This is a genomic window from Streptomyces sp. NPDC102490 (assembly GCF_044765285.1).
Taxonomy (GTDB): domain Bacteria; phylum Actinomycetota; class Actinomycetes; order Streptomycetales; family Streptomycetaceae; genus Streptomyces.
In genome coordinates, this window is record NZ_JBIWJU010000013.1 from 205802 (window position 1) to 225409 (window position 19608).

Annotated in this window: 16 protein-coding genes; 5 read left to right on the forward strand and 11 right to left on the reverse strand. The window is 72.0% G+C overall.

Annotated elements, in window-relative coordinates:
* The first annotated feature begins 67 nt into the window (after window positions 1-67).
* The 4 genes from ACIRGB_RS28860 to ACIRGB_RS28875 all read left to right on the forward strand — a co-directional run bounded on the left by ACIRGB_RS28860 (window position 68) and on the right by ACIRGB_RS28875 (window position 4768).
* The gene (locus ACIRGB_RS28860; protein ID WP_403871156.1) at window positions 68-1333 is read left to right on the forward strand and encodes a citrate synthase; all 1266 of its coding nucleotides are present in this window, start codon (window positions 68-70) and stop codon (window positions 1331-1333) included.
* Between the two features lie 54 nt (window positions 1334-1387).
* Complete coding sequence (locus ACIRGB_RS28865) at window positions 1388-2332, forward strand: sucrase ferredoxin (RefSeq protein ID WP_403871159.1); 945 nt, start codon at window positions 1388-1390, stop codon at window positions 2330-2332.
* An 88-nt stretch (window positions 2333-2420) separates the two neighbouring features.
* Window positions 2421-4091, forward strand: a complete 1671-nt coding sequence (locus ACIRGB_RS28870) for an ATP-binding protein (protein ID WP_403871162.1) — start codon at window positions 2421-2423, stop codon at window positions 4089-4091.
* The gene (locus ACIRGB_RS28875) at window positions 4088-4768 is read left to right on the forward strand and encodes a response regulator (RefSeq protein ID WP_403871165.1); all 681 of its coding nucleotides are present in this window, start codon (window positions 4088-4090) and stop codon (window positions 4766-4768) included. Before ACIRGB_RS28870 ends, ACIRGB_RS28875 begins: the two co-directional genes overlap by 4 nt.
* 53 nt (window positions 4769-4821) lie before the next feature.
* Here ACIRGB_RS28875 and ACIRGB_RS28880 read toward each other — a convergent pair whose 3' ends face one another.
* The 6 genes from ACIRGB_RS28880 to ACIRGB_RS28905 form a co-directional block, all read right to left on the reverse strand.
* Entirely contained in the window at window positions 4822-6414 is a 1593-nt protein-coding gene (locus ACIRGB_RS28880; protein ID WP_403871167.1) for a cation acetate symporter, read from the reverse strand.
* The gene (locus ACIRGB_RS28885) at window positions 6411-6989 is read right to left on the reverse strand and encodes a DUF485 domain-containing protein (RefSeq protein WP_403871170.1); all 579 of its coding nucleotides are present in this window, start codon (window positions 6987-6989) and stop codon (window positions 6411-6413) included. Before ACIRGB_RS28885 ends, ACIRGB_RS28880 begins: the two co-directional genes overlap by 4 nt.
* A 69-nt stretch (window positions 6990-7058) precedes the next feature.
* The gene (locus tag ACIRGB_RS28890) at window positions 7059-7754 is read right to left on the reverse strand and encodes a response regulator (RefSeq protein ID WP_403871173.1); all 696 of its coding nucleotides are present in this window, start codon (window positions 7752-7754) and stop codon (window positions 7059-7061) included.
* Complete coding sequence (locus ACIRGB_RS28895; RefSeq protein WP_403871175.1) at window positions 7751-8905, reverse strand: sensor histidine kinase; 1155 nt, start codon at window positions 8903-8905, stop codon at window positions 7751-7753. Before ACIRGB_RS28895 ends, ACIRGB_RS28890 begins: the two co-directional genes overlap by 4 nt.
* Entirely contained in the window at window positions 8902-9426 is a 525-nt protein-coding gene (locus ACIRGB_RS28900; RefSeq protein WP_403871395.1) for a DUF1453 domain-containing protein, read from the reverse strand. Before ACIRGB_RS28900 ends, ACIRGB_RS28895 begins: the two co-directional genes overlap by 4 nt.
* 246 nt (window positions 9427-9672) lie before the next feature.
* Window positions 9673-11796, reverse strand: a complete 2124-nt coding sequence (locus ACIRGB_RS28905; protein ID WP_403871178.1) for a type IIA DNA topoisomerase subunit B — start codon at window positions 11794-11796, stop codon at window positions 9673-9675.
* Between the two features lie 440 nt (window positions 11797-12236).
* Here ACIRGB_RS28905 and ACIRGB_RS28910 point away from each other — a divergent pair, with 440 nt between their 5' ends.
* Window positions 12237-12467 (forward strand): hypothetical protein, encoded by a 231-nt coding sequence (locus tag ACIRGB_RS28910; RefSeq protein ID WP_403871181.1) that lies wholly within the window; start codon window positions 12237-12239, stop codon window positions 12465-12467.
* Window positions 12468-12579: 112 nt separating this feature from the next.
* On the opposite strand, the gene ACIRGB_RS28915 is transcribed toward ACIRGB_RS28910, so the two are convergent.
* The 5 genes from ACIRGB_RS28915 to ACIRGB_RS28935 all read right to left on the reverse strand — a co-directional run bounded on the left by ACIRGB_RS28915 (window position 12580) and on the right by ACIRGB_RS28935 (window position 19437).
* Entirely contained in the window at window positions 12580-13437 is an 858-nt protein-coding gene (locus ACIRGB_RS28915; protein ID WP_403871183.1) for a S1 family peptidase, read from the reverse strand.
* Window positions 13438-13602: 165 nt separating this feature from the next.
* The gene (locus ACIRGB_RS28920) at window positions 13603-15135 is read right to left on the reverse strand and encodes an RNA polymerase sigma factor (RefSeq protein ID WP_403871186.1); all 1533 of its coding nucleotides are present in this window, start codon (window positions 15133-15135) and stop codon (window positions 13603-13605) included.
* Window positions 15136-15559: 424 nt separating this feature from the next.
* Window positions 15560-16447: a sporulation transcriptional regulator WhiH gene (whiH, locus tag ACIRGB_RS28925; RefSeq protein ID WP_403871189.1), complete on the reverse strand. Its 888-nt coding sequence runs from the start codon at window positions 16445-16447 to the stop codon at window positions 15560-15562.
* A 163-nt stretch (window positions 16448-16610) separates the two neighbouring features.
* Window positions 16611-18623 carry an ATP-binding cassette domain-containing protein gene (locus ACIRGB_RS28930; RefSeq protein WP_403871192.1) on the reverse strand — a complete coding sequence of 671 codons (2013 nt, stop codon included), beginning with the start codon at window positions 18621-18623 and terminating at the stop codon, window positions 16611-16613.
* A 55-nt stretch (window positions 18624-18678) separates the two neighbouring features.
* Window positions 18679-19437, reverse strand: a complete 759-nt coding sequence (locus ACIRGB_RS28935; protein ID WP_403871195.1) for an NUDIX domain-containing protein — start codon at window positions 19435-19437, stop codon at window positions 18679-18681.
* Window positions 19438-19608: the final 171 nt, after the last annotated feature.

Genomic DNA, 19608 nt, shown 5'->3' on the forward strand with positions numbered 1-19608 from the left:
TGATTGAGTCAATACATAATCACCCAAGGACTCAACACGAACCGCCTCCGATCGATACGGTGACCTCATGCGCGATCAAGAGCCCGACCACACCGCCGACAGCGAGCGGCGCCTGACCACCAGGGAGGCGGCCGAACTGCTCGGGGTGAAGCCCGAGACCGTGTACGCGTACGTCAGCCGCGGCCAGCTCGGCAGCCGCCGCGCGCCCGGCTCCCGGGGGAGCACCTTCGACGCCGACGAGGTGCGGGCCCTCGCCCGGCGCAACCGGCGCGACGGCGGCACGACCGCGGCCTCAGCCGCCGGGCAGGAGCTGACCGTGCGCACCCGCCTCACGCTCATCGAGAGCGACCGGTTCTCCTACCGGGGCGTCGACGCGGTCGAACTCGCCGCCCGCCACACCTACGAGGAGGTGGCCGAGTGGCTGTGGACCGGGCAGTTGCGTCCCGGCGCCGCCTTCCCGGTCCCCGCATCCGCCGTGGCCGTCGCCCGCCGTGCCGTCGACGCCCTGCCCGAACACGCCGGCCCCGTCGACCGGCTGCGCGTCGCGGCGATCGCCGCTGCGGTCACGGACCCGCTCCGCTTCGACCTGACCGAGGACGCCGTCCTGGGCACGGCGCGCGCCCTCATCCCCACCCTGGTCGCCGCGCTGCCGCCGGTACTGCGCGACGGACGGGACCAGGACCCGATCGCCCGCCGGCTGTGGACCCGGCTCAGCGGGCAGGAGGCCGACGAACCGACCCTGCGCGCCCTCGACACGGCGCTCTGCCTCCTCGTCGACCACGACCTGGCGGCCTCCACGCTCGCCGTGCGCGTCGCCGCGTCGGCGCGGGCGCACGCCTACGCGGCCGTGTCCGCCGGACTCGGCGTGATCGAGGGGCCGCTGCACGGCGCCGCCGGAGGACTCGCGCACCGGATGCTGCTGGAGGTGCTCGATCTGGGCAGTGCGGCGCCGGTGGTCGCGGAGGAGTTGCGGGCCGGCCGGCGCATCCCGGGGCTCGGCCACCGGCTCTACCCCGGCGAGGACCCACGCGCGCGTGCCCTATTCGCACTCCTGGAGGACATCCCCCGGGCGGCGCCCGCACTCGCGGCGGCCCGGGACGTCCAGGCCACCGCCGCCCGCCACACCCCGCTGCACGCCAACGTCGACCTCGCGCTCGCCGTGCTCACCGTGTCGTCCGGCATGGCCCCCACCGCGGCCGAGACGATCTTCGCGGTGGCCCGTACGGCGGGCTGGATCGCGCACGCGCTGGAGGAGTATGGAGAGCGCCCGCTGCGGATGCGACCGAGTGGGCTGTACTCGGGTCCGAAGCCGCCGCGACCACTGCCGGAGTAGTGCTCAGGCGCGGCTGGAAGTCGCCACGGGGCAAGTCAGGTTAGGCTCACCTCTGTGAGTACGTGCTCAGCCGTCTCCCGGGACCTCGACGAGCCCGTTGCGGGCACCGCACCCGTCGCGAGGACCTGGTTGCTGCTCGAACAGCCCGGCCCGTGGGGCGCCAAGGCGCTCACCTCGAGCCACCTGGACACCGCGCTGGGGCGCGCCCTCGACGCGGCGGCGAAGGGGACGGGCGTACGCGTCGCGCTCGTGCGCCGCCCCGGCCGCCACGCGGACCGGGGCACACCCGCCGAACGCAGGGTGTACGCGGCCCACACCGTGCCGGGGAACGTGTGGCTGCACGGCACCACGCTCAAGGACCCCGGCCGGCTGCTCGGCCTCGACTTCGCGGCACTCGGCCGGGGCGACCACCACACCTTCGACTCGGTGCTGGACGGCCGCCCCCACACGGGTGATCCGCTCGCCCTCGTCTGCACCAACGGAAAGCGCGACCGGTGCTGCGCCCTGCTCGGCAGACCCCTCGCGGCCGAACTCGCCGCCTCCGGAGCCGACGGCGTCTGGGAGGTCACCCACCTGGGCGGTCACCGCTTCTCACCGACCGTGCTCGTCCTCCCTCACGGCTACGTGTACGGCCGGGTCCAAGCGCCCGGCGTCAAGCAGATCCTGCACAGCGCGCGGGAGGACCGGATCGTCGTCGACGGCTGCCGCGGGAACTCCGCATGGGAGCGCCCGGGCCAGGCGGCCGAGCTGGCCCTGCGATCGGCCGTCGGCGAGGACTCGGCCCAGGCCCTGACCGTGGTACGGACGGACGGTGCCGCACCGCGCTGGGAGGTGACCCTGGCCCACCGCGACGGCCGGCACTGGCGGGTCACCGTCGTACAGGGGGCGTCGGCGCCACCGCGAGCGGAGAGCTGCGGGGCGTCGGTGCTGGGCTCGCCGGCGCGGATGGAGGTCACCGCGGTGCGCGCCCTGTCGCTGACGGGGGCACTGGCGAGCTGACCCCCCACCCGAGAGACGCGCCGGCCCCCGGGAGATACACGCCACACCCCCCTACGGTCGGCCACCGGCCCCACGTACCGTCATGCCCATGAGCTCCACTCCCCCCGTACGCCGACTGCGCCTGGGCCTGCCGCGGCGGGTGTTCTCACAGGTGCTGCTGATGCAGCTGGCGATCGCCGCGGGCGTCGCCGTGCTCGCGACCGGGCTGTTCCTGGCGCCGCTCGGCGACCAGCTGGACGACCAGGCGATGCGCCGGGCGCTGGCGATCGCGCAGACCACCGCGCAGCAGCCGCAGGTCGTACGGGACCTGCGGACCACCCGGCCGACGGCGAACGGCCCGGTGCAGCGGGAGGCGGAACGGGTCCGCGAGGCCACCAAGGCGGAGTACGTCGTCGTGATGGACCGCAAGGGCGTGCGCTGGTCGCACACCGACGCCCGGCGGATCGGCCAGGTCGTCTCCACCGACCCCGGCCAGGCCCTGTCCGGCCGCGAGGTCATGGAGATCGACAACGGCACCCTGGGCCGCTCCGCCCGCGGGAAGGTGCCGCTGCGCGACGGCGACGGCGAGATCGTCGGGGCGGTCTCGGTGGGCATCGCGTACGACAGCGTCCGGGCGCGGCTGATCCACGCCATCCCCGGCCTGTTCGCGTACGCCGGTGGCGCGCTGGCCGTCGGCGCCCTGGCGTCCTGGATCATCTCGCGCCGGGTGCAGCGGCAGACCCAGGACCTCGCCTTCTCGGACATCGCGGGGCTGCTGGCCGAGCGCGAGGCCATGCTGCACGGCATCCGGGAGGGCGTCGTCGCGCTCGACCGCGGCGGCCGGGTGCGGCTGCTCAACGACGAGGCGCAGCGCCTGCTGGGCATCGGCGGCGAGGCCGTCGGCCGCTTGCCCGACGAGGCCCTCGGGGCGGGGCGCACGGCCGACGTCCTGGCCGGCCGGGTGTCCGGCACCGACCTGCTGACCGTGCGCGGCCAGCGGGTCCTGGTCGCCAACCGGATGCCCACCGACGACGGCGGGGCCGTCGCCACGCTGCGCGACCGCACCGAGCTGGAGCAGCTCGGCCGGGAACTGGACTCCACGCGCGGCCTCATCGACGCGCTGCGCGCGCAGGACCACGAGCACGCCAACCGGATGCACACCCTGCTGGGGCTGCTCGAACTGGAGATGTACGACGACGCCGTGGAGTTCGTCGGCGAGGTGGTCGGCGACCACCGGGTCACCGCGGAACAGATCACGGAGCGGATCCAGGACCCGCTTCTCGCCGCCCTGCTGGTCGGCAAGGCCACCGTCGCGGCCGAACGCGGAGTCGCCCTGTGGGTCTCGGACCGGACGCGGCTGCCGGACCGTCTGGTCGATCCCCGAGGGCTCGTGACGATCGTCGGCAACCTGGTCGACAACGCCCTCGACGCCGCCGCGGGGACACCGCACGCGCGCGTGGAGGTCGAACTCCGTGCCGAGGGGCGCGCCGCCACGCTCACGGTGCGCGACACGGGGCCCGGGATTCCGGCGGACCACCGGGAGCTGGTGTTCACCGCGGGCTGGTCCACCAAGGAGTCACCGGCACACCGCGGGCGCGGCATCGGGCTGTCGCTGGTGCGCCGCCTGGCCGAACGGCAGGGTGGCGGCGCGACCGTCGGGGAGGCGTACGGCGGCGGCGCGAAGTTCGTCGTCGTACTCCCGGAGGCGCTGGCCGAACCCTCCCCGCAGCCCGCCCTGACCGCGCCTGTGCCCACCGCCGCCGAGGAGGAGTCCCGATGATCGAGGTCCTGGTCGTGGACGACGACACGCGGGTCGCGCGCGTCAATGCCGCGTACGTCGAGAAGGTGCCGGGCTTCCACGTCGCCGGCGAGGCGCACAGCGCGGTGGAGGCGCTGGACGCGGTGGAGCGGCTGCCCCGCCTCGACCTGATCCTGCTCGACCACTACCTGCCCGACCGGACCGGCCTGGAGGTCGTCCGGGAGATGCGGCGGCGGGGCCGCCAGACCGACGTGATCATGGTGACGGCCGCCCGGGACGTGTCGACCGTGCAGGCGGCGATGCGGCAGGGGGCTCTCCAGTACCTGGTGAAACCGTTCGCCTTCGCCGGTCTGCGGGCCAAACTGGAGGCGTACGCCGAACTCCGCCGCACCCTCGACGGGGGCGGCGAGGCGGAACAGGCCGAGGTCGACCGGATCTTCGGCGCCCTGTCGGCACCCTCCGAACCCGGGCTGCCCAAGGGCCACTCCCCCACCACCGCCGAGCTGGTACGCCAGTGCCTGCTGACGGCCGACGGGCCGCTCTCCGCCCAGGAGATCGCCGAACGGACCGGCGTGAGCCGCCAGACCGCGCAGCGCTATCTGAAGCTGCTGGAACGCACCGGACGGGCCGTCCTGACCCTCAAGTACGGCGACGCGGGCCGCCCCGAACACCGTTACGCGTGGGCGACCCGCACCTGAGACGACCGCTGGACACCGAGGCCGCGCGGGCCCACGTGGCCGCTGGACCGTTCCTACACGGCCCCCGCCCCGGTCAGCGACCGCACCTCGGTCTCGGCGTGCTTGGCCTCGTCGGGCTCCTCCGGCGAGGTGACCGTGCCCAGCCAGCCGGCGACGAAGCCGAGCGGGATCGACACGAGCCCCGGATTCTGCAGCGGGAAGTACTGGAAGTCGAGGCCCGGGAAGAGCGCCTGCGGGCTGCCGGAGACCACCGGGGACAGCAGCACCAGCACCACGGACGGCACCAGACCGCCGTACACGGCCCACACCGCGCCGCGCGTGGTGAAGCCGCGCCAGAACAGCGAGTAGAGCAGCACCGGCAGGTTGGCGGAGGCGGCCACGGCGAAGGCGAGGCCCACCAGGAAGGCGACGTTGAGGTCGCGGGCGAGCAGGCCGAGCCCGATCGCGACGGCGCCGATGCCGACGGCGGCAATCCGTGCCACGGCGACCTCGCTGCGCGGCTCGGAGCGGCGGCGCCGCAAGGACGCGTACAGGTCGTGGGCCACGGACGCCGAGGACGCAAGGGTGATGCCGGCCACCACCGCGAGGATGGTGGCGAACGCGACGGCGGCGACGACCGCGAACAGGACCGTCCCGCCGGTGGACTGGGCGCCGCCGCCCAGGTCGAGGGCGAGCAGCGGCACCGCCGTGTTCCCGGCGGCGTTGGACGCGCGTACGGCGTCCGGCCCGACCAGGGCGGCGGCACCGAACCCGAGCACGATCGTCATCAGGTAGAAGCCGCCGATGAGACCGATCGACCAGACCACGGACCGCCTCGCCGCCCGGGCGGTGGGCACGGTGTAGAAGCGGGACAGGATGTGCGGCAGCCCGGCCGTGCCCAGCACCAGGGCGAGCCCCAGGCTGATGAAGTCGAAGCGAGAGACCCAGTCCGCGCCGTACGCCAGGCCCGGCGCGAGGAACGCCTCACCGTGGCCGCTGCGCTCCGCCGCCGTGCGCAGCAGCCGGTCGACGTCGCCGTGGAAGCGCACCAGGACGAGCGTGGTCAGCGCCACGGTGCCACCGAGCAGCAGGACCGCCTTCACGATCTGGATCCAGGTGGTGGCGCGCATCCCGCCCAGCGACACGTAGATCACCATGAGGGCGCCGACGCCGATGACGGTCCACGTCCGCGCCGCCTCGCTCGTCCCGCCCAGCAGCAGCGCGACCAGGCTGCCCGCACCCACCATCTGCGCCACCAGGTACAGCACGGAGACGGTGACCGAGGAGGTCCCCGCCGCGATCCTCACCGGCCGCTCCCTCATCCGGGCGGCGACGACGTCGGCTAGGGTGAACCGCCCGCAGTTGCGCACCAGTTCGGCGACGAGGAACAGGACCACGAGCCACGCCACCAGGAAGCCCACCGAGTAGAGCATGCCGTCGTAGCCGTAGAGCGCGATGAGCCCCGAGATGCCGAGGAAGGACGCGGCCGACATGTAGTCGCCGGAGATGGCAAAACCATTCTCCATCGGTGAGAAGAGGCGGCCTCCCGCGTAGAACTCCTCGGCGGATCCCTGCCGGTGACGGCCCACCCAGGTGGTGATCCCGAGCGTGACGGCGACGAACGTGCTGAACAGCAGCAGGGCCAGCGTCTGGTGGTCTCCCGTCACGACGCACCGCCCCGCGCCCCGCGGGTCAGCTCCTGGGTGTCCCAGCGCAGTTCGAGCGCGGCCCGGTCCCTGCGCAGCCGGGCGTGCCGGGCATAGGCCCAGGTGAGCAGGAACGTGGTGAGGAACTGCCCGAGCCCGGCGACCATCGCCACGTTCACCGCGCCGGCCACCGGCCGGGCCATCAGGGAGGGTGCCGTCGTGGCGGTCACCACGTAGGCCACGTACCAGAGGAGGAAGCCGGCGACGGCCGGCACCACGAACCTCCGGTACCGGCTGCGGACCTCCTGGAAGGCCGCGCTGCGCTGGACCTCCAGATACACGTCGGCCGCGTCCCGGGGCGGCTCCGCCGGGGCGTCCCGACGCATCGGCGGCACCACCGGCTCGGGAGCCGAGGGGCCGGCCGACTCGCCCCAGCCGGAGGCAAGGGCGTCGTACCACGGGTCGTCGTACCGCGGATCGTCGTACGGCGCGCCGGGGGCCGTCTCGACGTAGGCCCTGCCCGGCACCGCGCGGTGGTCGGCCGCGCTCTCGGGACCGCCCCCGGCACCGCGGGACCGATCGTTGCTTGACTGCATGCCCAAGGATGGACAGAACGGGTGGATCCCCGGCTCTTCTTCCCCGGGCACTTCACCCCATCAGGTGATTCATCCCGCTGGTGGCCGCACCAGCCCCTTCCCATAGGCGTAACGCACCGCCTGCGCACGGTCCTTGATGCCCGTCTTGGCGAACAGGTTGTTGATGTGGGTCTTCACCGTGGCCGTGGAGACCTGCAACCGGCTCGCGATCTGGTGGTTGCTGAGCCCCTCGGCGATGAGCACCAGCACCTCGGTCTCCCGGGCGGTGAGCCCGTCCGGTGGCTCGGGCGGTCCCGCGCGCCGCGGCCCGGACTCGGACTCGGACTCGGACAGGCGCTCCAGCAGCCGCCGCTGGATGCTGGGCGCCAGCCCGGCGTCTCCGGACAGGACGCCGTGCACCGCCCGGACGATCTCGTCCCCGTCCGCGTCCTTGGTGAGGTAGCCGCGCGCCCCCGCCCGCAACGCGGGGAACACCGACGCGTCGTCCGCGTACGTCGTGAGCACGACGACCTGCGTCCCGGGGTGTTCGGACCGGATCCGGCGGGTGGCCTCGACCCCGTCGCATCTGGGCATGCGCAGGTCCATCAGCACCACGTCCGGCGCGAGTTCGGCGACGAGCCGGACCGCCTCCTCGCCGTCACCGGCGGCGCCCACGACCTCGACGCCGGGCAGGAGTCCGAGCAGCATCACGATCCCCTCCCGCACAACGGTCTGATCGTCGACGACCACCACCCGCGCGGACGTCTCCTCGGACTCCTGCGTCATACGGGCACCTTCAACGTCACCACGAACCCTTCCTCGCCCGGACCCGCCCGCAACGAGCCGCCCAGCAACTCGGCACGCTCCCGCATGCCCAGCAGACCGTACCCACCTCCGCCGCCGGTGACGTCGCCGGGCGGGCCTCCCGAGTCCCGTACGTCCAGCGTCACTTCGTCGGCGCCGTAGTCCAGCCGCACCCGCACGCCGGCGCCGGGAGCGTGTCTGCGGGCGTTCGTCAGGGCCTCCTGGGCCACCCTGCGCACCGCCTGCGACGCCTCGGCCGGCAGCGGTCTGCGTTCCCCCGTAATGGTGACCTCCGCGGCGCCCTGTGCCGTCTCGACGAGCTGAGCCAGGAAGTCCTCCAGCGGCGTCAGGTCACCCCGCAGCGCGGACAGTGCCTGCCGGGTCTCGGCGAGTCCGTCGCGGGCCATCCCCCGTGCCGCCACCACCCGGTCCAGGATCTGCTGCCGGTCCGCGCCCCGCTCGATCAGCAACCGGGCCGCCTCCAGGTGCACCATCTGCGCCGAGAGGCTGTGCGCCAGCACGTCGTGGATCTCCCGGGCGATACGGGCCCGCTCCGCGAGTGCCGCGGACTCCGCCTCGGCCGCCCGGGCGGCCCGCTCCTGGGCCAGCAGCCGCTGCGCGCTCCCCCGCGCCTCGGCGTCGAGTCGCAGAACGTATCCGGCCAGAGCCAGTCCGCCCGCCGTCGCCACCGCGGTCAGCCAGTCGTCGTCGCTGACGACGGCGTAGGAGGCCAGCGCGACCGAGGTCACGGGCAGTGCGGCGGCGATGGGCAGCCGCTCCAGGGCCACCACGGCGCAGCCGCACCAGATGACCAGTGCAGGGACCCCGAAGCCGACGGACCGGGCGGCGACCGCGATGGCGAGCAGCACGGCCACGAGTGCCAGCGACGGCCACAACCGGTGCGCGAGTGTGGTCCGGAAGAAGCCCCATGCCGCGCACACGGCGCCCACCAGGCCGACAGCCGCCGCGAGTGAGCCCCACCCGTGCAGACGGCTGCTGGTGAACGCTCCCCACAGCAGCATCCCGAAGACCACCAGCCGCACGGCCAGGGCGAGCAGCCGGCGGGGCCGCGAGACGCTCTCGGGCAGCAGCGCCTCCCTGGAAGGCCACCTCGTCCACACGTTCTCCGTCACGCGGGCTCCTTCCAGGCGGGCCGGGCCACGGCGTCACGGTACGCGGCACCGGGTGCTCCGGAAGGGCGGGCGACCTGAACGCGCCAGGCCAGGACGCCGGACCGGACCAGCAGGGTCGCCGCGAGGGCGAGCAGCAGGGCGGAGCCGTCCTGGTGCACCCCCAGGGCCGCACCGACCCCGTAGAGGCCGACGCGCAGCGTGATGCCGACGCCCCACACCGCGACGCCGGCGCGGGTGCCCCGGCTCCACACGGCGCCGTCGGTCTCGACCCATATCCGGGTGGTCCAGGCCCAGCCGGCCCCGGTGACCAGGCCGACGATCACCTCGGCGGCGAGCAGGAGCACGGCGGCCGTCTGGTGATGGGCGTCGATCATGCCCGGTTCGCGCAGCGCGAGGATGCCCAGCACCACGGGCAGCACCCACTGGCGTCGGCCGGTGTCGATCCGGCCGGCGCGGAACTGCCGGGTGATCACCAGGCCGAATACCGCCGTGACGGCCAATGCGTCGAGGAGCCCGGACACCATGCCTCCGTGGGCGGAAGAAGGGTGATGCCGACGGGGTCCCGCCGACGCCTTCGACGTTACGGAAAGTACGAGGTCACGGGATCGGAGCCAGGGTGGATCAAGGGTGGAGCCGCGCCCGCCCCGGCGCTCCACCCAGGGGTGGAGACGGCGACGGGCCGGGACGGCGGCATGGAAGGCGAACCGCGCATACGCCGGACCGGGCCCGGTTCTCGCTCCCGGGCCCGGTCCGACGTCTTGAGCGGGTCAGGCGTCGATGCGCGACCGGTCCAGCGTGGCAGCCGAGCTGGAGATGAACTCCTTGCGGGGTGCGACGTCGTTGCCCATCAGCAGGTCGAAGACCTGCTCGGCGGAGTCCAGGTCGGTCAGGTTGATCCGGCGCAGGGTGCGGCGGCGCGGGTCCATGGTGGTCTCCGCCAGCTGGTCGGCGTCCATCTCACCGAGGCCCTTGTAGCGCTGGATGGAGTCCTTGTAGCGGATGTTCTTGCTCTGGAACTCCATGAGCTTGTCGCGCAGCTCCCGGTCCGAGTACGTGTAGACGTACTTGTCCTGGCCCTTCTTCGGCTGGACCAGCTCGATGCGGTGCAGCGGCGGCACCGCGGCGAACACCCGGCCGGCCTCGACCATGGGCCGCATGTAGCGGTGGAAGAGGGTCAGCAGCAGGGTGCGGATGTGGGAGCCGTCCACATCGGCGTCGGTCATCATGATGATCTTGCCGTAGCGGGCCGCGTCGATGTCGAAGGTACGGCCCGAACCCGCCCCTATGACCTGGATGATCGCTCCGCACTCGGCGTTCTTCAGCATGTCCGTGACGGACGACTTCTGGACGTTGAGGATCTTGCCCCGGATCGGCAGCAGCGCCTGGAACTCGGAGTTGCGGGCGAGCTTGGCCGTGCCCAGCGCGGAGTCGCCCTCGACGATGAACAGCTCGCTGCGGTCGACGTCGTCGCTGCGGCAGTCCGCGAGCTTAGCGGGCAGGGACGACGACTCCAGGGCCGTCTTGCGGCGCTGGGCGTCCTTGTGCTGGCGCGCGGCGATACGGGTACGGGCCGCGGCGACGGCCTTCTCCATGACGACGCGCGCCTGCTGGGCGGCGTCACGCTTGGTCGAGGTCAGGAACGCCTTGAGTTCCTTGGTGATCACGTTGTTCACGATCCGGCGGGCCGCCGAGGTGCCGAGGACCTCCTTGGTCTGGCCCTCGAACTGCGGCTCGGCGAGCCGGACGGTGACGACGGCCGTCAGGCCCTCCAGGGCGTCGTCCTTGACGATGTCGTCCTCGGCGACGCGCAGCATCTTCTTGGTGCGCAGCACCTCGTTCATCGTCTTCGCCACCGCCTGTTCGAAGCCGGCGACATGGGTGCCGCCCTTGGGCGTGGCGATGATGTTGACGAACGACCTGATCGTGGTGTCGTAACCGGTGCCCCAGCGCATCGCGACGTCGACGCCCAGGTCACGCGTGACCTCCGTCGGGGTCATCTGCCCGTCCTCGTCCAGCACGGGGACCGTCTCCTTGAAGCTGCCCTGTCCGCTGAAGCGGAGGGTGTCGCAGACGGGCCGGTCGCTGGCCAGGTACTCGCAGAACTCACTGATGCCGCCGTCGAAGCGGAACGACTCCTCGCCCTTGCTGCCGCCGTCGCCGAGACCGAACTCGTCCCGCACCACGATGGTCAGGCCGGGCACCAGGAACGCGGTCTGGCGGGCCCGCTGGTGCAGCGTGTCCAGGGAGAGCTTCGCGTCCCGGAGGAAGATCTGCCGGTCCGCCCAGTACCGCACGCGCGTACCGCGGCGGCTCTTGGGGATCTTCTTGGTCTTGCGCAGCCCGCTCCCGGCGTCGAACTTGGCGTCCGGGCCCGCTCCCGCGAACGCGCCCGGGACCCCGCGGCGGAAACTGATGGCGTGGGTGTGTCCCCCGAGGTCGACCTCGATGTCCAGGCGGGCGGACAGGGCGTTCACCACGGAGGCGCCGACACCGTGCAAACCCCCGGACGCGGCGTAGGCGCCACCGCCGAACTTGCCGCCGGCGTGCAGCTTGGTCATGACGACCTCGACGCCGGACAGGCCGGTCTTGGGCTCGACGTCGACCGGGATGCCCCGGCCGTTGTCCCGGACCTCCACCGAGGCGTCGTCGTGGAGGATCACCTCGATGTGGTCGCAGTAACCACCCAGGGCCTCGTCGACGGAGTTGTCGATGATCTCCCACAGGCAGTGCATCAGACCGCGGCTGTCGGTGGATCCGATGTACATGCCCGGACGCTTGCGCACGGCCTCGAGGCCCTCGAGGACGAGCAGGTGCCGCGCGGTGTAGTTGGACCCGTCCCGGTCTGCTCCTGCCAGCAGCGCAGTGGACGGCACGGATGTCTCGGCGGTCACGCGGTTCGCTCCTCGCTGAATTTCAGATGGGGCCCCGCTGGGTAAGGGCGTGGCTCGGTTCACCGGTCAGAGGGTACCGAGCCCTGGTAGAGCCGCTGTAACGCCACCCTCGTCGCGTACACACCCTAGTCCAGGCTCGCATGTCTGTTCGATCCCTCGATGGGGTGAAGTACACATCACGTTCCCTTCGAGGCATGAACCATTTAGGCTCCGGGCACGTCCTCATGAACAAACCGGCAACCCAGCCGGCGGGACCGACACTGACCGACCGCGCGAACCCGTACGACACAGAGACACGCAATACGGCACATTCGCCGCCAATCGGCAACAGCCGGCCCCTCGGAAAGTTTTTTCGAGGAAAAGCCACGAGCGGGAACGTTTTGGGGCTGGTTGGATGTTGACCCTGGTACGACAGCTCGTCGAGCTAGAGAAGAGGCGACGTGACTACTGTTCTGACTTCCGCAAGCCCGCTGACGGCCGCCGATCGCTGCGACCGCTGCGGCGCCCAGGCATATCTGCGCGTCGTCCTGCTGAGCGGCGGAGAACTGCTCTTCTGCGCCCACCACGGTCGCAAGTTCGAGCCGGAACTCAAGAAGATCGCCGCTGAGATACAGGACGAGACGGAGCGGCTGACGGCCGTTCCGACATCTTCCGACGAGGAAGAGCGCTGACTCGACGCGCCCCGACGACGAGCCGAATCGGCGCAGGCCGATGAACGGGCGGTCGCCTCCGGATTCCGGAGGCGACCGCCCGTGCTCGTACCCGAAAGGCTCCCAGCGGCCGTCAGACGCCCCCGCGCTGCCGGAGGGCGGTGCCGTCCCAGCCCAGCGTCCGCAGTACAGAGGAGACCCGCGTGTACACCCCGGGACTGCCCGGGCGCCCGCAGCCACTCCCCCAGGACACCAGACCGATGAGCCGCCCCTGGCCGACCAGCGGTCCTCCGCTGTCCCCCTGGCAGGCGTCGCGGCCACCGGCCTCCTCCCCGGCGCAGAGCATGGTGCTCGGGAGGTACCTCCCGTCGTCGCTCCCCGGATACGCCCGCTCGCAGGACGCGTCGGGAAGCACGCGCACCCGGGACGCGTGCAGGCCGTTCGCGTAGTCGCCGGCGCCGGAGGTGTCCCCCCAGCCGTAGACGAGGGCCCCCGTGTCCGGCGTGTACGCGGGGTCGCCCTCCGCCGCCATCCCTATGACCGAGTCGGCGGGAAGGGCCGCGGAGAGGGTGAGCACCGCGAAGTCGCCGGCGTTGCTGCCGTCGTCGTGCTCCGGATTCACCCACACGGAGCGGACGCGGATCTCCTGCCCCTGGTCCGACAGCAGGTCGGTCCGGCCGGCGATGACCTTCAGGTCGTCCACCTGCTCCGGCGGCGACCCGAGCACATCCTCCCCCAGGCAGTGGGCCGCCGTGAGCACGGTGGTCCGGCCGACGGCCACTCCCCCGCAGAACTGTCCCGCCCGCGTACCCCCGAACCGGTCACGACTGGACAGGGCGACGGTCCACGGGCTGTCGGACACTTCGACCGGGAATCCTCCGACGACGATGCTGTCGGCGGCCGCGGGGACGGCGGCCCCCAGCGGTATCGCGGTCGCCGCGGCCGCCAGCACCAGCGGCCGGGCCAGTGTCCGGGCAAAGAGACGACGCATGCGGGCTCCTCACTCCTAGGTGGTCATGAGACACCCAGAGTGATCCAGTGCGTCGTGTCGCGCACCCGCTGCCCAGCGCGAAGGCCCGGTCCGCACTGGGCGGGACCGGGCCTTCGTCGCTCGGACCGTCTTCTCGGACCGTCCGCTCGTACCGCCTGCGGCGACCTAGTCGAGGTAGTCGCGCAGCACCTGGGAGCGCGACGGGTGCCGCAGCTTCGACATGGTCTTCGACTCGATCTGGCGGATGCGCTCACGCGTGACGCCGTAGACCTTGCCGATCTCGTCGAGGGTCTTCGGCTGACCGTCGGTGAGACCGAAGCGCATGGAGACGACGCCCGCCTCGCGCTCGGACAGGGTGTCAAGCACGGAGTGCAGCTGCTCCTGCAGGAGGGTGAAGCTGACCGCGTCGGCCGGGACGACCGCCTCGGAGTCCTCGATGAGGTCGCCGAACTCGCTGTCGCCGTCCTCGCCCAGCGGGGTGTGCAGCGAGATGGGCTCGCGGCCGTACTTCTGGACCTCGATGACCTTCTCCGGGGTCATGTCGAGTTCCTTGGCCAGCTCCTCCGGGGTGGGCTCGCGGCCCAGGTCCTGGAGCATCTGGCGCTGCACGCGCGCGAGCTTGTTGATGACCTCGACCATGTGCACCGGGATACGGATGGTGCGGGCCTGGTCGGCCATCGCGCGGGTGATCGCCTGACGGATCCACCAGGTGGCGTACGTGGAGAACTTATAGCCCTTGGTGTAGTCGAACTTCTCCACGGCGCGGATCAGACCGAGGTTGCCCTCCTGGATGAGGTCCAGGAAGAGCATGCCGCGGCCGGTGTAGCGCTTGGCCAGCGAGACCACCAGACGGAGGTTGGCCTCCAGCAAGTGGTTCTTGGCGCGGCGGCCGTCCTCGGCGATGATCTCCAGCTCGCGCTTGAGCTTGGGCGCGAGCTTGTCGGAGTTCGCCAGCTTGTCCTCGGCGAACAGACCGGCCTCGATGCGCTTGGCGAGTTCGACCTCCTGCTCGGCGTTGAGCAGGGGGACCTTGCCGATCTGCTTGAGGTAGTCCTTGACCGGGTCGGCGGTGGCGCCGGCCGCGGCGACCTGCTGGGCCGGAGCGTCGTCCTCGTCCTCGTCGGACAGGACGAAGCCCGCGTTCTCGGTGCCCTCGGGCTCCTCCGTCGCGGCCTTCGGCTCCTCGGTCGCCTCGTCCTCGAGAAGCTCGCCGTCTTCCTTCTTGGCGGTGGTCTTCTTGGCCGCCGTCTTCTTGGCGGTCGTCTTCTTCGCCGTCGCCTTCTTGGCGGTCGTCTTCTTGGCCGCCGTCTTCTTGGCGGGCGCCTCTTCCTCGACGGCGGGCTCTGCGGCGGGCGCCGCCGGGGCGGCGGGAGCGGTCGCCTTCCTGCTGGTCACCGTCTTGGCCGCGACCGCCTTCGTGGCGGTGCGCTTGGCGGGACTCTTCGCTGCGACGCTCTTTCGGGTGCGCTTGGGCTCTGCGGCACTGACCATCAGCGTCACACCCTCTTCCTCGAGGATCTGGTTGAGGCTGCGCAGTACGTTCTTCCACTGAGTGGCCGGAATCTGGTCAGCTTCGAAGGCCCGACGCACGTCATCGCCGGCGATCTGCCCCTCAGCCTTTCCCCGCTCAATGAGCGCCATGACAGAGACGGACTCGGCGATCTCCGGCGGGAGCGTACGGGATGTGCTGGCCGACACGAACAACCTCTCGGAACGTTGAAAAACGGCTTCCGGCCCCGTCCACGGCGGAGGGGCCGACCACCGGCTTGGGAATGGGCCGACGGTGCGGGCTGGCCGGGGAGATGCACAGCGCCGTGAACGGCGTCCGTATTCCCTCCGCGGCTGTCACCTCTTAGGTCATCGTGTTGTTCCCAAGAGCGTTACGCCCAATCCGCGTGGCCCGAGTCACACCCCGTAAGCGATCAAAACCGGTCACATATGGACGAACAAGGTCATCAACTCGTGTGTTCCGGCCACATCGGGAAGGCTCAGCCGCTCATCACACCGTCGGACCCCGCGGAACCGTGATCGGTTCCGCGGGGTCCGACGGTGACGGCGGCGGCCGGCCACTGCCACAGGAGGGGTTTGGCGTGCCCGGACCGCGCCGTTCCGGCGGAAGCGGTCAGTGCTCGCGAGGGGCGGGCACCACACGTTCCACCTCGGGGTGGACGGTCAGAAGTTGACGCATGGCGGTCTCGGCCGCCGCGCCGTCGCCGGTGGCGAGGGCGTCGACGATCCGGCCGTGCTGGGCGATCGACACGTCGTTCGGCCGGTCACAGCCCGTGACCGGACCGCCGGAGACATGGAGGGCGGCGGAGACGATCCCGGAGAGGTGGTCCAGCATCCGGTTGCCCGCGACCTGGATGAGCAGGCTGTGGAACTCGGCGTCGGCGCGCGAGAAGGTGAGCGCGTCGCCCTGCCCCATGGCGTGGCCCATGATCCCGACCATGTCGGAGAGCCGCTGCTGGACCTCCTCGCGTCCGTGCCCGGCGGCCAGGCGCGCGGCCAGCGGCTCGATCGTCCAGCGCAGCTCGCTCAGCTCGCGGCGCTGGTCGTCGCGCTGCGGGCCGAATGCGCGCCATTCGATGATGTCCGGATCCAAAAGGTTCCAGTCACTGACGGGGCGCACCCGGGTGCCGACGTTGGGGCGGGCGCTGACCAGCCCCTTCGCCTCCAGCACGCGCAGGGACTCGCGCACCACGGTGCGGGAGACCTCGAAACGCTGCCCGATCTCCTCGGGCACCAGCGGGCGGTCGGCCCCCAGGTCGCCCGAAACGATCATCTGGCCAAGCTGCTGGACGAGTTGCCCGTGCAGTCCGCGGCCACGGTTGCCCGCGGAGCGCCGGCCCACGCGGCCCAGCTCGGGCTCCACCCCTTCCCAGGAGGGCGCTCCGACGCGGTCGACGGCGGGCGTCTCCGCATACGGGTAGCGGTCGAGTTCGCCCGGGTTCGCGAGGCCGGAGTCGGCGGAACGGGCGGCGGTCATCATGGTGTGCGCAAGGGTACTCACGCATCCTTTGTCGGCGCTGACCTCAACTCCCTTGAGGTCTTTGGTGAAAAGCACACGAAAGGGTGATCGCTCACCCCGTCGCAATTGACGCCTTATCGGAAAGAAATGGGCTTTCCCCGGGGAGTTGCGCACACGGTCGGAACGGAAGCGTGGGACAGGGTCGTCAAACCCTTCTGCGCAAGGTCATGAGCAGATAGGCGCAGAGCAGCGCGGTCAGCGACAACGTCATTGCGCCGCCCACCGGTTGGGCGATCAGGCGCAGGACCTCGGCCACGTACCGCTCACCGCCGAACGGCCACTGGGTCAGGAGGACTTCGCGCACCCGCATCGGGAACCCGGCGGCCGTCCGTACGGACGGGCCCGCCCAGACCTTGTGTACGAGCGGGACGACGACGACCGGAACGGCGACCACCGCCGCCAGCCCGGCGGTGGTGGACCGGAAGACACCTGCGGCGAGCACCCCGGACCAGGCGCACCCGACCACTAGTCCGAGCCAACCGGCGCTCAGCGCGGGCCAGTCGGCGGGGACCTCGGCGAGCTCCGGACCGTAGAAGAGACGGAGCAGCTCGGCGTCGCACCCCACCGTCAGGGCGGCCAGCAGCAGTGCGGTCGCCGCGGAGACGACGAGTTTGGCGGTCAGCAGCCCCATGCGGCGGGGCACGGTGCCGCGGTCCGCCGCCAGGGCGGGGTGGCGGAACTCGTCACCGAAGGCGAGGGCGCCGAGTAGCCCCGCGCCGAGTGCGGCGGGCGGCAGCGGGAGCTGGCGCGGCCACGCGGCCAGGAGCCGCGGCTGCGGGGTGTGCCCGACCCGGGCCAGGATCACGGCGGTGGCGGCGGACACGAGGAGCACGACCGCACCGGTGACGAACCCGGTACGGACACCCGCCGCCCGACGGAGTTCGTAGCGCAGCGGCCGGAGCGGGCTGGGGGCGGAGCGGACGGTGATGGGGGGCGGAAGCGTGGCGGCCGCTTCCCGGGCCGTCGCTCTGCCGGGGGTCAGACCGCTGGAGTGGCGCGGGACGCGGTGCGGGGCGGCGTCGGGTACGGAGGGCCCGGGAGGTCGGGGAGGTCCCGGAGGACCGGGAAGGTGGCCGGGGACGAGGGCTTGGCGGGGGCCAGGGGTTCTGTGCAGGACGGCACCGGGTGCGGAGCCGTCAGGGTCTCCGGCGGTGTCCGCGACTGCGTCCTGCTCCGTGACGGGCGACGGACGCGCCGTCGCGGAGGTCTCGGCCTCCTGCGCGCGATCGGCGTCCGCCTCCTGTCGCTCCTGCTGCCGGGCTGCCGGGATCTCACCCGCGCCGGGGCCCATGTCACCGACCTCGTCGGCCAGTTGATGGACGAGGATCCCGTGCCGGAAGGCTGTCTCACCGATGTCGGCGCATGTACTGCCGTAGACCGCGAGCCGGTTGCCGCCCTCGCGGACCACCTCGACGGAACGGCGTGCGGCGCGTGCCTCCTTCGTCACCAGGGCGGCGAGGCGGGCGGCGTGCGGGCTGCGTACGGCGACGCGGGGGCGCAGCCGGGTACGGGAGAACTCCGCCGCCTCCTGGTCGGCGACGACTCTGCCCCGCTCCAGCGTGACGACGTGGTCGGCGTTGCGCGCCGCCTCCTTGGGGTCCGCCGTGCTGAACAGGACCGTGCCGCCCTGGGCGGCGTGGGCACGCAGTGCGCCGTGCAGCCGTCGGGCGTCCTGGGCGGAGAGTGCGCCGGCGGGGTCGTCGAAGACCAGGGTGTGCGGGTCGGGGACCAGCGCGCAGGCCAGTCCGAGGCGTCGGTCCATGCCGCGGGAGAGGGTGCCGAGGCGTTCGTCGCGCAGGTTCTGGAGGTCGACCGACTCCAGGACCTCGTCCGCCCGGCTTACGGGCACGCCGGCCGCAGCGCACAGCATGCGGAGATGGCCGCGCACGGTACGGGCGGGATGGCCCGGGACGTCCCCCAGCAGCACGCCCACCTCGCGTGAGGGGTGGGCGATGCGGTGCAGGGGGCGGCCTCTGAAGTAGGTGAGACCACGGCCCTGTTGGAGCTCGAGCATGAGCCTGAGTGCCGTCGTCTTGCCGGCGCCCGATGCTCCGAGCAGTGCGGTGACGCGGCCCGCGCGCGCCTCGAACGAGACGTCGTCGACGGCGGGCGGAAGCTCTTTGCGGGGGTTGCTGGTCAGTCCGAAGGCCTGGATCACCTTTAGCAGAATAGCGTGTGATATCCGGTTTTTCGGGCATCACCCAGGCCCGGCGTCACACCTCGGGACGGAGCATCGGGGGGTTGAGGAGGGTCGCGCCGCCCGCGCGGAAGAGCTGGGCGGGACGGCCGCCCTGGCGGGTGGTCGTCCCGCCGGTGGGGACGAGGAAGCCCGGTGTGCCCGTCACCTTGCGGTGGAAGTTGCGCGGGTCGAGTGCCACGCTCCACACCGCCTCGTAGACACGACGCAGCTCGCCCACGGTGAATTCGGGTGGGCAGAAGGCGGTGGCAAGGGACGAGTACTCGATCTTGGAGCGGGCCCGCTCCACCCCGTCCGCCAGGATCCGGGCGTGGTCGAAGGCGAGCGGCGCCACCGCCTCACCGGCCCGGCCGTAGCCGCTCTGTTCCAGCATTTCCTCGACCGGTGCCCAGCGGGCGTTGCTGGCGTCACCGCCCGCTCGCGGTGCGGGCAGGTCGGGGGCGAGTGCGAGGTGGGCGACGCTGACCACCCGCATGCGGGGGTCGCGCTCGGGGTCGCCGTAGGTCGCGAGCTGCTCCAGATGGGCGCCGTGGTCCTGGTTGGGTGCGGCCGGGTCGTGGACACACAGCCCGGTCTCCTCGGCCAGCTCCCGCGCCGCCGCCTGCGCCAGGTCCTCGTCGGCCCGTACGAACCCGCCGGGCAGGGCCCACCGGCCCTGGAACGGAGGCTCCCCCCTGCGCACCGCCAGCGCGCACAGGGAGTGACGACGCACGGTCAGCACGACCAGGTCCACAGTGACGGCGAAGGGCGGAAAGGCTGACGGGTCGTAGGGCATGCGGCGATCATAGTCGTCTGCCTGACGATAAACACTCCCTTCGCCCACCGCTCCGGGTACTGATCCGCTTCCTTCCGACCTGTGCCTCACCGCCCGTTCCCGCACGCTGCGCGGGGACGCGTCGCACCAGGTCAGGAACGCGATGGCGGCGAGCCGGCCGACCTGTGGCAC